Annotated in this window: 15 protein-coding genes; 11 read left to right on the top strand and 4 right to left on the bottom strand. The window is 63.3% G+C overall.

Annotated elements, in window-relative coordinates:
• Positions 1-63 precede the first annotated feature (63 nt).
• From ubiE to GO014_RS08285, 6 genes are all read left to right on the top strand, one after another.
• Positions 64-828, top strand: a complete 765-nt coding sequence (gene ubiE, locus GO014_RS08310) for a bifunctional demethylmenaquinone methyltransferase/2-methoxy-6-polyprenyl-1,4-benzoquinol methylase UbiE (RefSeq protein WP_157289942.1) — start codon at positions 64-66, stop codon at positions 826-828.
• Between the two features lie 3 nt (positions 829-831).
• Positions 832-2,376 carry a 2-polyprenylphenol 6-hydroxylase gene (gene ubiB / locus GO014_RS08305; protein ID WP_157289941.1) on the top strand — a complete coding sequence of 515 codons (1,545 nt, stop codon included), beginning with the start codon at positions 832-834 and terminating at the stop codon, positions 2,374-2,376.
• A gap of 95 nt (positions 2,377-2,471) precedes the next feature.
• Positions 2,472-3,071: a hypothetical protein gene (locus tag GO014_RS08300; protein WP_157289940.1), complete on the top strand. Its 600-nt coding sequence runs from the start codon at positions 2,472-2,474 to the stop codon at positions 3,069-3,071.
• On the top strand, positions 3,068-3,520 hold the full coding sequence (dut, locus tag GO014_RS08295) for a dUTP diphosphatase (RefSeq protein ID WP_116587813.1): 453 nt from the start codon (positions 3,068-3,070) through the stop codon (positions 3,518-3,520). The genes GO014_RS08300 and dut overlap by 4 nt, the downstream gene beginning before the upstream one ends.
• Positions 3,474-4,217: a DUF2259 domain-containing protein gene (locus GO014_RS08290; protein WP_157289939.1), complete on the top strand. Its 744-nt coding sequence runs from the start codon at positions 3,474-3,476 to the stop codon at positions 4,215-4,217. The genes dut and GO014_RS08290 overlap by 47 nt, the downstream gene beginning before the upstream one ends.
• Positions 4,207-4,938 (top strand): HesA/MoeB/ThiF family protein, encoded by a 732-nt coding sequence (locus GO014_RS08285; RefSeq protein WP_157289938.1) that lies wholly within the window; start codon positions 4,207-4,209, stop codon positions 4,936-4,938. The genes GO014_RS08290 and GO014_RS08285 overlap by 11 nt, the downstream gene beginning before the upstream one ends.
• Positions 4,939-5,094: 156 nt before the next feature.
• On the opposite strand, the gene fabB is transcribed toward GO014_RS08285, so the two are convergent.
• Positions 5,095-6,321 carry a beta-ketoacyl-ACP synthase I gene (gene fabB / locus GO014_RS08280; RefSeq protein ID WP_157289937.1) on the bottom strand — a complete coding sequence of 409 codons (1,227 nt, stop codon included), beginning with the start codon at positions 6,319-6,321 and terminating at the stop codon, positions 5,095-5,097.
• A gap of 87 nt (positions 6,322-6,408) precedes the next feature.
• Entirely contained in the window at positions 6,409-6,939 is a 531-nt protein-coding gene (gene fabA / locus GO014_RS08275; protein WP_116587809.1) for a 3-hydroxyacyl-[acyl-carrier-protein] dehydratase FabA, read from the bottom strand.
• A gap of 174 nt (positions 6,940-7,113) precedes the next feature.
• Between fabA and irrA the strand changes: the two genes are divergently transcribed.
• From irrA to GO014_RS08250, 5 genes are all read left to right on the top strand, one after another.
• Positions 7,114-7,560 (top strand): iron response transcriptional regulator IrrA, encoded by a 447-nt coding sequence (gene irrA, locus GO014_RS08270; RefSeq protein ID WP_116587808.1) that lies wholly within the window; start codon positions 7,114-7,116, stop codon positions 7,558-7,560.
• Between the two features lie 99 nt (positions 7,561-7,659).
• On the top strand, positions 7,660-8,496 hold the full coding sequence (locus GO014_RS08265; protein ID WP_157289936.1) for an arylamine N-acetyltransferase family protein: 837 nt from the start codon (positions 7,660-7,662) through the stop codon (positions 8,494-8,496).
• A 4-nt stretch (positions 8,497-8,500) separates the two neighbouring features.
• Positions 8,501-9,097 (top strand): YdeI/OmpD-associated family protein, encoded by a 597-nt coding sequence (locus GO014_RS08260; protein WP_157289935.1) that lies wholly within the window; start codon positions 8,501-8,503, stop codon positions 9,095-9,097.
• Entirely contained in the window at positions 9,094-9,633 is a 540-nt protein-coding gene (locus GO014_RS08255) for a DUF1697 domain-containing protein (RefSeq protein ID WP_157289934.1), read from the top strand. The genes GO014_RS08260 and GO014_RS08255 overlap by 4 nt, the downstream gene beginning before the upstream one ends.
• On the top strand, positions 9,634-10,530 hold the full coding sequence (locus tag GO014_RS08250) for a ribokinase (protein WP_157289933.1): 897 nt from the start codon (positions 9,634-9,636) through the stop codon (positions 10,528-10,530).
• Positions 10,531-10,621: 91 nt separating this feature from the next.
• Here the strand turns inward: GO014_RS08250 and grpE are convergent, their stop codons facing one another.
• Together grpE and hrcA are read right to left on the bottom strand one after the other, a co-directional pair.
• Complete coding sequence (gene grpE, locus GO014_RS08245; protein ID WP_281351190.1) at positions 10,622-11,266, bottom strand: nucleotide exchange factor GrpE; 645 nt, start codon at positions 11,264-11,266, stop codon at positions 10,622-10,624.
• A gap of 37 nt (positions 11,267-11,303) precedes the next feature.
• Entirely contained in the window at positions 11,304-12,386 is a 1,083-nt protein-coding gene (hrcA, locus tag GO014_RS08240; protein ID WP_116587803.1) for a heat-inducible transcriptional repressor HrcA, read from the bottom strand.
• Positions 12,387-12,484 lie beyond the last annotated feature (98 nt).

Raw genomic sequence — 12,484 nt, 5'->3', positions numbered from 1 at the left:
GCTTATGTATAGGGACGATACACAATCTATCGACCCCAATGCCGGTTGAAAAAGGCCCTTGCCATGACCGAGACCCGCGAGACGACCCATTTCGGCGAACAGACCGTCGCCCTGGAGGACAAGCAGGGGCTGGTGGACAAGGTGTTCCACGATGTCGCCGATCGCTACGACCTGATGAACGATTTGATGAGCATGGGCGTGCACCGGCTCTGGAAGGACGCAATGGTTGCAGAGCTGGCGCCTCCCAAGGCCGGATCGCGTCCCTATAAGGTGCTCGACATGGCCGGGGGCACCGGAGATATCGGCGAGCGTATCGTCAATGCCTCACTCGGCTATGCAGACGTTATCGTTTCCGACATCAATGCAGACATGCTGCGTGTGGGGGCGGAGCGAGCCAAGGGCTGGCGCTATCCGGGCCAGGTCCGGTTTCAGGAAGCCAACGCCGAAGAGCTGCCCTTCGAGAGCAACAGCTTTGACGCCTATACGATTGCTTTTGGCATTCGCAATGTGCCGCGCATCCAGAAGGCGCTGGATGAGGCCCATCGGGTGCTCAAGCGCGGCGGCCGCATTCTGGTGCTCGAATTTTCCCAGGTCGACGTGCCGGGGTTCGACGCCGTCTACAGTCTCTATTCCGACCAGCTCATCCCGCCCATGGGCCGGGTCGTGACCGGCGACGCGCAGCCCTACCAGTACTTCATCGAATCGATCCGTAAATTCCCGGACCCGGCCGAGTTTTCGGCCATGCTGGGGCAGGCGGGGTTCAGGCGCGTCAAGCATCAGAGTTTTACCGGCAATATCGCGACATTGTTTTCGGGCTGGAAACTCTAGCGCATGTCCATCGCCTCGACCTTCCGCCTGTTCCATGCCGGCTGGGTGCTGGCGCGCGAGGGCGCGTTTTCCGTGCTGCCCGCCCAGGCACTGCCCCCCATGATGAAGGCCGGCATATCCATGGCGCGCCTCCTGGAGCGCCGCGCCGTGCGCAAGACCGGCAGCATCGAGCGCCTCAACGCCGCACTGCACAAGCTCGGGCCATCCTATGTGAAATTCGGCCAGACCCTGGCCACTCGGCCCGACATTGTCGGGATTCAGGCCGCAGCCGATCTTTCCGGCCTGCAGGACAAGATGCCACCCTTCGACCCCAAGCTGGTGCCGGGCATTCTTAAGACCGCCCTGGGTGACAAGGCCGCGCAGCTGACCGAAATCAGCGAGCCCATTGCTGCCGCCTCCATTGCCCAGGTGCACAAGGCGCGGCTGCGCGCACCGGGCGAAGTCCCCAAGCTGGTGGCGGTGAAAATGCTGCGCCCGGGCATTGCCGAGCGCTTTCATGCCGATACCGACAGCCTCTATGCCGGTGCCAGACTGGCCGAGACCCTGTCACCTGCCAGCCGGCGTCTCAGGCCCACCGAGGTGGTGCGCACGCTTGATCATTCCATGCGGCTCGAACTGGATCTGCGGCTCGAAGCCGCCGCCATCTCCGAAATGGCCGAGAATATCCGGAATGACGAGGGCTTTGTCATTCCGCAAGTGCACTGGGACCAGGTGGCGCAGAACGTACTGACCACAAGCTGGATGCATGGCATTCCCATCCGCGACCATGCCGCGATCGACAAGGCCGGGATCGACCGCAAGGCGCTGGCCGCCAAATTGTTGCAGAGCTTTCTGCGCCATGCCATTCGCGACGGCTATTTTCATGCCGATATGCATCCGGGCAATCTGTTTGCCGACCCCAGAACCGGCGATGTGATCGCGGTCGACTTCGGCATAATGGGCCGGATCGGCAAGGATGAGCGCCGGTTTCTCGCCGATATTCTCTACGGTTTCATCACCCGCAATTATCGTCTGGTGGCGCAGCGCCATTTCGATGTGGGCTATGTGCCCAAGACCCAGTCGGTCGAGGATTTTGCCCTGGCCATCCGCTCGATTGGCGAGCCGCTGCATGGGCGCACGGCCGCCGACATTTCCATGGCCAAGGTGCTGGGCCAGCTCTTCACCATCACCGATCTGTTCGACATGCAGACCCGGCCCGAGCTGGTGCTGCTGCAAAAGTCGATGGTGCTGGTGGAGGGCGTGGCGCGCACGCTCGACCCGGATCTCGACATCTGGACGGTGGCCGAGCCTGTGGTCGGGGAATGGCTGCGGCGCGAGGAGGGCCCGCTAGGCCGGATCGAGGATCTGGCCGGGCATCTGAGCCGGATTGGCGAGGCGGCCGGACGGGTGCCGGCGCTGATCGCCCAGGCCGAGCTGGCGCTGGCCGAGCACCGTGCCATGGTCAACCGCCCGCGCGACAGGCTGATGCGCAATACGGTGCTGGTCGTCTTGTTCGCCGCATTGGGGCTGATCCTGGCCCTGATCTGGCGCGTGCTGGTTGGAAGCTGACCCCAGAAGGCGGCGCGATGATCTGTTCATGGCGCGGCTCGGCACATAGATTGCGTTCACCGGCGGCGGCCGCCGTCAAGCACGGGAGAAGCTTTATGAGCGTCAAACTTTTCGGCAAGCTGGCTGCGGCCGCTTTGCTGGCAGCGGGACTGGCCGGTTGCATCGACGTCAATATCGATGTGGCCATCACCAGCCCCAGCACGGCCCAGGCGACCATGACCCAGGTCATGAGTGCCGACATCTACTCCATGGTCAAGATGAGCGCCGAAAGCGGCCAGGAGCAGGACGACAGTTTCTGCACCGAGGGTGAACTGACCGAGAATGGCGATGGCAGCGCCACCTGCATCATCATTGAGGAGGGCAATTTCGCCGATCTCGATCTGGGGCAGGATGAAGGCGGCATGAGCTTCACCCAAGCCGGTCCGGGTCTGGTTCGCGTGGCTCTGCCCACGGCGGACATGCAGGCCGAACTGGGTGCCGAAGACGACATGGACGAGCAGACCCGCCAGATGGTCGAGGCCTTCTTTGAAGGCCGCACCATGACCATCGGCATTTCCGGCGCCGAAATCATCGAAACCAACATGACCATCTCGGCCGACAGGACCCGCGCCGAACAGGTGATCGACATGCTCGCCTTGATCAATGGCGATGCCGGCTTGCCCGATGAATTGTTTGCCGTGGTGCGGGCACCATGACAGTCCGGATCAATGTGAAATGGCTCGCGCATGGCGCGGGCCTGCCCCTGCCGCGCCAGCAGACTGCCGGTGCGGCTGGGCTTGACCTGTGCGCCGCCATCGAAGCCGGGGAGACCCTGACCATCGCGCCGGGCGACTATGCCTTGGTGCCCACCGGGCTCAGCATTGCCCTGCCCGAGGGCTATGAGGCGCAGATCCGGCCCCGCTCGGGCCTGGCCGCCAAGCACGGCGTCACAGTACTCAACTCGCCTGGCACCGTTGACGCGGATTATCGCGGTGAAGTCAAAATCATGTTGATCAACCATGGCAAACTGCCCTTTGCGCTCAGCCGTGGCGAGCGCGTGGCGCAGATGGTGGTGGCGCAGGTCAGCGCCGTGGAACTGGTGGAAGTGGATGAACTCGATGCAACCGAACGCGGGACTGGCGGCCACGGCTCGACTGGCCGCTAGCGCGCTGGTCCTCTGGGGCTTCAGCCAACCGGCCCTGGCCGGTGATCGGGCCCTGATCGACTATGTCGGGTTCTCGCCCGATTTCCGCTATTTCGCCTTTGAGGAATTCGGCATTCAGGACGGATCGGGCTTTGCCTATTCCAACCTCTATGTCGTGGATCTTGATACCGATAGCTGGGTCGTGGGCACGCCGGTGCGGCTGCAGGCCGAAAGCGAAGAGACCAGCCTTGAGGACATCCGGGCGGCGGTCGCCGACAAGGCCACCAGCCATATCGAGAGCTTTTCGATCGATGTGCCGGTGGAGATCGCCGCGCTGATCGGGGATGGCGTGCCCGACACGGATGGGGCGAGCCTCAATTTCGGGGCGCCGGCCTATTGGCCGGGCGCGGTATCGGGCGACTACACACTCACGCTAGGCACTTTCGAGACAGCGGCCACCAGCCCCTGTGCAGAATGGTTCGGCGTGGCCCCCAAGGGCTATGAGCTCTCGATTGCCGATAGCGGCACCACCCGCCTGATCCATCGCGACGGCAATCTGCCCCGCTCGCGCGGCTGCCCGACCGACTATCGCATCCATTCGGTGGTGATGCCGTTCCAGGGCACGACGCTCTCCAACGCCGTGGCCATTATCTCGGTCTACCCGGGCGGCTTTGAAGGGCCGGACCGGCGCTTCCTGGCGGTTCCCCTTGGCCTTTGACACCCCGCTCACCTCCGAGGAGACGCGGCGCTATGCGCGCCATCTGGTGCTCAAGGGGTTTGGTGGGGCGGCCCAGCAGAAGCTTAAAGCTGCGCGCGTGCTGGTGGTGGGCGCCGGCGGGCTGGGCAGTCCGGCCATCGCCTATCTGGCCGCGGCCGGTGTCGGTCACTTGTCCATCGTCGACCCGGACACGGTCTCGCTCTCCAATCTGCAACGGCAGGTGGTCCACACGACCGCCGCCATCGGCACCGGCAAGGCGGCAAGCGCTGGGGCCTTTGCAGGCGCCCTCAATCCGCATGTCGGGCTGGACCTCCACGCCGAGGCAATCACTAAGGCCAACGCAGATCACCTGATCGTCCATGCCGACATCATCCTCGACGGCACCGATAATCTGGTCACGCGCCGGATTGTCGCGGCGGCGTGCGAAAGGCGCGAAAAACCGCTGGTCTCGGGCGCCGTCTCGATGTTTTCCGGCCAGTTGACAGTCTTTGCGCCGCATCTGGGCGGCCCGGCCCATGCCGCGCTCTATCCCGACGCTGCCAGTGACGACGCCCTGCCCTCCTGCGAGGCCAATGGCATTCTTGGCCCGGTGACCGGCGTCATCGGCACGCTGATGGCCATGGAGGCCATCAAGCTGGCCACAGGCGTCGGAACACCGCTAGTGGGGCGGCTGCTGGTTTATGATGCGCGAGAGGCCAGCTTTTCGGAGTTGGGATACTAGCCTGCGCACTGCGGCCCGTTCCTCTCCCCCTCGGGGAGAGGTGGCTCGGCGGAGCCGAGTCGGTGAGGGGGATGTATCCACATCTCGAAGGCGTCGGAAGAACCCCCTCATCCGGCGCTACGCGCCACCTTCTCCCCAAGGGGGAGAAGAATAAGGTCACGCATCCGGATGCTTGAACACCAGTGCCGCATTCGTCCCGCCAAAGCCGAACGAATTGGACAGCACATAGCCCAGATCGATGTCGTCGCGACGCGCCCGCAGGATCGGCATGTCTTCAAAGGCCGGATCGAGGGTTTCGATATTGGCGCTTTCGGCGATGAAACGATTGGCCATCATCAGGATCGAATAGATCGATTCATGCACGCCCGTGGCGCCCTGGCTGTGCCCGGTCAGCGACTTGGTAGCTGAAATGGGCGGGCATTTGTCCTCATTGCCAAAGACCGCGCGCAGCGCTTCGATCTCGCGCAGATCGCCCACCGGGGTCGAGGTGGCGTGCGGATTGATATAGTCGATGGGCGCCTTGATGTTTTGCAACGCCATGCGCATGCAGCGCTCGGCGCCTTCGCCCGAGGGTGCGACCATGTCGAGCCCGTCCGAAGTGGCGCCATAGCCGACCAGCTCAGCCCAGATTTTCGCACCACGCGCTTTGGCGTGTTCATATTCCTCCAGCACCAGTACGCCGGCGCCGCCGGAAATCACGAAGCCGTCGCGGGCCGCGTCATAGGCGCGTGAGGCCTTGGCTGGGTTGTCATTGAAGTCCGAACTCATGGCGCCCATGGCGTCGAACAGGTCCGAAAGGGTCCAGTCCAGATCCTCATGGCCGCCGGCAAAGACGATGTCCTGCTTGCCCAGCATGATCTGCTCCATGGCATTGCCAATGCAATGCTTGGAGGTCGCGCAGGCGGCGGTGATGGTGTAGTTGATGCCCTTGATGCCAAAGGGCGTGGCCAGCGTTGCCGAGGCGGTCGAGCCCATGGCCTTGGGCACGGCCAGCGGCCCGATGCGCTTGGGGGAATTGTTCTTGCGGGTAATGTCGGCGGCTTCCACGATGGTGCGGGTCGACGCGCCGCCCGAACCCATGACAATACCGGTCATGGGGTTGGAAATATCGCTCTCTTCCAGGCCGGCATCGGCAATGGCCTGCTGCATGGCCAGATAGTTCCAGGCCGCGCCCTTGCCCATGAACCGGGTGACGCGGCGGTCAAGCTGCTCGAATGGGTCAAGGCGCGGATCGCCCTTGACCTGGCTGCGGAAGCCAAGCTCGGCATAATCTTCTGCAAATACGATTCCCGGCTTTGCGGTGCGCAGGCTTTCCGTCACCTCGTCGAGCGAGTTGCCGATCGAAGAAATGATACCCATGCCGGTGACGACAACTCGTCTCATTTCGTCCTCGTTTCAGTCGTTTCGTGCGTTCGCATCGGGGTCAGCGTCGCACTTAGTATAAGTTGTTTCGGGCCTGGATTAAGGCCGTCAGGCGGTCTTCTGCTCGTGGAGCTGGGCTTCGGTAAACAGACCAACGCGCAGATCCTTGGCTTCGTAGATCACTTTGCCGTCAGCCTTGACCCAGCCATCGGCAATGCCCAGCGTCAGGCGCGAGCGCATGACGCGCTTGAGATCGATGCCATATTCGACCAGCTTGACGTCGTCGGTCACCTGGCCGGTGAACTTGATTTCGCCGCCCAGCGCGCGGCCCTTGCCGGGCTGGCCGATCCAGGACAGGAAGAAGCCGGTCATCTGCCAGACCGCGTCCAGGCCGAGGCAGCCGGGCATCACCGGATCGCCGATGAAATGGCATTTGAAGAACCAGAGGTCCGGATTCACATCGAGTTCGGCGCGTACCTGGCCCTTGTCAAAAGTGCCACCATCCTCGGTGATCGAGGTGATCCGGTCGAACATCAGCATGGGCGGGGCCGGCAGGCGGGCATCGCCCTGTCCCGGCAATTCGCCGCGTCCATGAGCCAACAATTCCTCGTAGTCGAATGCGTGCTGCCGCTCAGCCATCGAAGCTCCTCGCTCTCGCTCAAGCCTCGTCTCGTATAGGGGTGCCGGTTAAGGGTCAAGCCAGCCAAAAGGCGTGATCCCGGTGCCCACCCGGCGCTGTGCTTGTATGAACGGGCGGTGGCCATTATAAGATGGGTTCAATTCTGGACCTAAATGACGAGACTTAAAGGCCCTATGCCCGACCGCGAGACCGCCGCCCGGCCCGTTCCCTCCCGCAAGCCGTGCCTTACGGCCGTCCTGCGAATGGCAGGGCTGAGGCCCACACGGCAGCGCGTTGCGCTGGCCGAACTGCTGTTCGCCGGCCCGCATCGCCATGTCAGTGCCGAGCAATTGCATGGCGAGGCCAGTTCGGCAGATGTGAACGTTTCGCTGGCCACCATCTACAATACGCTGCACCAGTTCCACGAAGCAGGTCTGTTGCGCGAAGTGGCGATCGACGCCTCACGCTCCTATTTCGACACCGACACCTCGGACCATCACCATTTCTATGTCGAGGACGAGCAGCGGATGATCGATATTCCGGCTGAGTCCGTCGAGTTCAAGGCGCTGCCCAAGGCGCCCGATGGCATGGAAGTGTCCCATGTCGACGTGGTGATCCGCGTCCGCAGGGCGCAGGCCTGAGTGCCGTTCCGGGGTGTGGCCAATTGTTGGCCAGCCAGTGACAAAGGCGTTCGGCGTGACCATATTGGGCCCCGGTTTCAATAGCGGCATGGGTGGCTAATGGCTGAAAAGGTCAATCTCAAAGGCTATTTTGAGCGAATCGGGTTTGCCGGCTCCATTGCGCCGACACTCTCCACGCTGGACCTGCTGCATGCGCTGCACCCAGCAGCCATTCCCTTTGAGAATCTCGGGCCCCTGCTGGGAGAGCCTGTCCGGCTGGATCAGGCGAGCCTTGAGAAGAAGCTGCTGACCGACCGGCGCGGCGGCTATTGCTTCGAGCACAATTTGCTGTTCATGCGCATACTCCAGGACCTCGATTACACCGTGCGGCCTTTGTTCGCGCGGGTGGTCTGGACCAATCCGGAAGGCGCCCGCCTGCCACCGAGTCATTTGCTCTTACTCGTTGAAATCAATGGGCAAAACCACATTGCCGATGTGGGCTTTGGCGGGCTGACGCTCACCACTCCGCTGCGCCTGCGGGCCGAGAGCGCCCAGACAACGCCGCATGAAACATTCCGCCTGACCGGCGGCGATCCGGACTGGACGCTGGAAGTGAAGCTCGCCGATGACTGGCGCCCGGTTTATGTATTTAACCTCGATCGGATCAGCGAAGACGATATCGCCCCGATCAACCAGCAGACCGCCACCGACCCGGCCTCGCCCTTCACCCATGAGCTGCGGGTGGCCCTGACGCCCAGCGGCAGGCGTCTCAAGCTGCGCAATACCAAATACACGCGCCAACCCGTTGGGGAGGAGGCCGCGTATCGCGAATTGTCGACGCTTGATGAGATCAAGCAGGTTCTGACCACCGATTTCGGCATTACCCTGCCCCAGAACGAGCGCCTCGACAGTGCGCTTTCGGGCCTGTTGGCGCCCAAGCCGGCACCTGCGGCCTAGGGCCATGGCACCGGTCAGCGTTCCGACGGACAAGCTGCGCGAATTCGTCGATTTCGACGCCTTCTATGCCTGGCTGGCGGCGAACCACGACCAGGCGGACGAGATCTGGATCCGCATCTTCAAAAAGGCCTCGGGCAAGCCCACCATCACGGCGGTGGAAGCCATCGATGCGGTGCTATGCTGGGGCTGGATAGACGCGATCAAGAAGAGCTGGGACGCGGAAAGCTTCGTGCAGCGCTACTGCCCGCGACGCTCCAGATCGGTTTGGAGCCAGATCAACCGCGACAATGTCGCCCGGCTTGTCGAGCAGGGCCTGATGACCGAACATGGCCTCAAACACGTGGGGGCGGCCAAGGCAGATGGCCGCTGGGACGCCGCCTACAAGACCACCCAGGAGCCGCCTGCCGACCTTCTGACCGCAATTTCCGCCGATCCGGCCGCGCAAAAGACCTATGACGGGCTGTCCTCACAGAACCGCTTTGCCCTGACCTTCCGCACCATCTCGCTCAAGACCGAGGCCGGCCGGAAAAAGCGCATCGCCGACTACGTGGCCATGCTCGCTCGGGGTGAAACCATCTATCCGCAAAAGACCAAACGATGAACCAGATCTGGGGCGCCTTCCTGCGCGGTATCAATCTGGGCAATCGGCGCATGAAGATGGCCGAACTGAAGGACTGTCTGGAAGCGGCCGGCTTTGCCGAGGTCAAGACCATTGCCGCCAGTGGCAATGCCCGGCTCCGTGCCAGCGGGGCGGAAGACACGATCAAGCCCAGACTCGAAAAGGCCATCGTGGACCGGTTCGGTTTTCCGGTCGGCGTGGTGCTGCGCGCCCGCGACGAGCTCGAGGCCATGCTGGACGATCACCCCTTCGGCATGGTGGACCGCAAGGCCGATTTCACCCGCCATGTGCTGATGTTCGACCAGCCGCTGCCCGAGGGTATCGTGCTCGACAGTCTGCCGGGGAACACTGAAATCCTGCGCATCGATCCGCGCGAGATCTATATTGCGGCCTACCGCCAGCCCAATGGGCGCTATACCGAACGTGTCGAAGAGGTCCTCAAGCCGCTCTATGCCAGGGTCGGCAAATCCAATCTCGACACCATGCGCAACTGGAACACGATAGAAAAGATCCTCTGAATGATCACCGTTTTCGGCTCCACCAATCTCGACCAGATCGGCACTGTCTCCCGTTTGCCCAAGCCGGGAGAGACCGTTGCTGGTGGCACATTCTCGATGGCACCAGGCGGCAAGGGCGCCAATCAGGCGCTGGCGGCGCGGCGCGCGGGCGCAAAGGTGCTGCATGTCTCGGCAGTGGGCGATGACGCCTTCGCCGATCTGGCGACCGAACTGCTGCGCGACGGCGGGGTCGACCTCAGCCAATTGCGCAAGGCCGAGGCCGCGACCGGCATTGCCATGATTTTTGTCGATGCGGCGGGCGAAAATGTCATCGCCATCCTGCCCGGCGCCAACGGTACCATCAGCGCCCAAGACGCTGAGCGTGGTCTCGCCATTCTCTCCGGTTCAGACACACTGCTGGTGCAGCAGGAAGTGCCCCAGAGCGCGACCCGCAAGGCGCTGGAAATGGCTCGCGAGGCGGGCGCCTGCTCGATCCTCAACACGGCGCCCTTCCTGCCCGATACCGCGAAGCTGGCGCCCCTGGCCGATATCGTGGTGGCCAATGAAACCGAATTTTCGCTGCTCACCGGCCGGCCGATCGAGGAACTGGACATGGCCATGCAGGACTGGGTCAACCGCACCGGCCGCACCATTGTGGTCACCCTGGGCCCCGAGGGCGCCCGCGCCCGCACGCCGGATGGGCCCATTTCGGTTGCTGCACACAAGATCAAGCCGGTCGACACGGTGGGTGCCGGCGACACCTTCTGCGGCTATCTGGCCGCCGGGCTCGACGCCGGCCATTCGCTCGAGGCGGCCCTGCGCCGCGCGGCCGTGGCCGGGAGCCTGGCCTGCCTCAAGCCGGGCGCGCAGCCGGCAATCCCAACAAAATCGGATGTGGACGGGGTGCTGGGCGGCTGAGGGCTAAGCCACTGCGGGCGAGAACATCGTGCACAGTGCAACAAGAAAGGGCGCCAAACGGCGCCCTTTCCCATTTTCAAGTCTGTTCGCCTCAGGCGCTCTTGTCGATGCCTTCGGCATCGCCATTGGCCTCGGGCGCCGGGGCAGCGGCAGCGCCGCCCTTGGCCACACCGACCATGGCCGGGCGCAGCACGCGATCGCCAATGGCAAAGCCTTCCTGCACCACCTGCACCACCGTGCCTTCGGGCACTTCGGCATTGGGCACTTCAAACATGGCCTGGTGCCTGTGCGGATCGAATTTCTGGCCCGCCGCCTCGATCGGCTTGACGCCATGCTTGGCCAGGAGGCGCTGCATTTCGCGGTCAGCCAGCTCGATGCCGTCGATCAGGCTCTTGAGCGCCCCATCGGCGGTTTCGCGGGTTTCAGCCGGGATCACCACCAGGGCGCGGCTGAGCGCGTCGGTGGCGGTCAGCATGTCGCGGGCAAAACCGGCAATGGCATAGGTGCGGGTATCGGCCACGTCACGCTCGGTGCGCTTGCGCAGATTTTCCATCTCGGCATGGCTGCGCAACACACGATCCTTGAGCTCGGCGTTTTCGGCCTTCAGCGCCTCGACGGGATCGACTTCCGCAGCTTCGGTCTCCGGGTTTTCGGTTTCCGGCGTTTCGCCCTGGGCGGCGTTTTCGTCGCTCATTCGGTCTTCTTCCGTATTCAATGAAAAACTCTTGCCCGCCATATCGGCCAATGACGGGATGAATTCAAGCGTCAGCCGCTCATTTGCCGCGCTTCCTTGCCATCAGCGAGGAAATGACATTGGCCGTGTAGTCGACCACTGGCACAATGCGGGCATAATTGAGCCTGGTGGGCCCGATCACCCCGAGCACGCCCACGATCCGGTCATTGGCGTCCTTATAGGGACTGAGAATCACCGAGGAGCCCGAGAGCGAAAACAGCTTGTTCTCCGAGCCGATAAAGATACGCACCCCCTGGGCGCGTTCGGCATCGCCCAGCAGGTCGAGCAGGCCGTCCTTGCTTTCCAGCTCATCGAAAAGCTGGCGCATGCGCATCAGTTCGTCGCTGGCCATGGTGTCGTTGATCAGATTGGCGCGGCCCCGCACGATCACCGTGGGCGCGCTGCTGCCCCCCGGCTCAGCAAGCGTCGCAATGCCGGCATCCACCAGTTTCTGCGTCAGCTCATCCAGTTCCGCCCGCTGCTCGGCCCGGCGCTCGTTGAGCACCTTGCGAGCCTCGGCCAGGGTGCGCCCCACGACATAATTGGCGAGGTAATTGCCTGCCTGCTGCAGGGCGCTGGCCGTATAGCCGGGCGGCAGGTCGAGAATGCGGTTTTCCACCTGTCCGTCATCACCCACCAGAATCGCCATGGCGCGTGTGGGGTCGAGCCGCACGAATTCGATGTGCTTGAGGACCATGTCGGCTTTGGCGGCGATGACCACCCCGGCGCCCTGGCTGAGACCCGAGAGCAGAGACGAAGCTTCGGTCAGCACGTCCTCGACCTGGGCGTTGCCGGCAGTGCCCTCGATATGGCGGGCGATCTGGCTGCGTTCGGCCTCGTTGACGGCACCCACCTCAAGCATGGAATCGACAAAGAACCGCAGCCCCTGCTGGGTCGGGGCGCGGCCCGCCGAGGTGTGCGGCGCGGCAATCAGTCCCAGATCCTCCAGGTCCGCCATGACATTGCGGACCGAGGCGGGGGAGAGCTCGACCTGCAGCAGGCGCGACAGATCGCGGGACCCCACCGGCATGCCGGTGTCGAGATAGCGTTCCACCAGCCGCCGGAAAATGTCCTGGCTGCGGGCATTGAGTACCGAGAGGAAGTCTTCGGACGGTCTGGTCATAATGGTTTGATTAAACTCGTCGACTTTAACCCTGACCCTTCATTTAGGCCCTTGTTCCCCATCCGCCAAGCGTCGGGCGCTTGTGAGCGGACCGCTTG

The organism is Devosia marina (genome assembly GCF_009758415.1).
In the GTDB taxonomy this organism is placed as follows: Bacteria; Pseudomonadota; Alphaproteobacteria; order Rhizobiales; family Devosiaceae; genus Devosia; species Devosia marina.
This window is presented reverse-complemented; position numbering and strand designations above follow the sequence as displayed.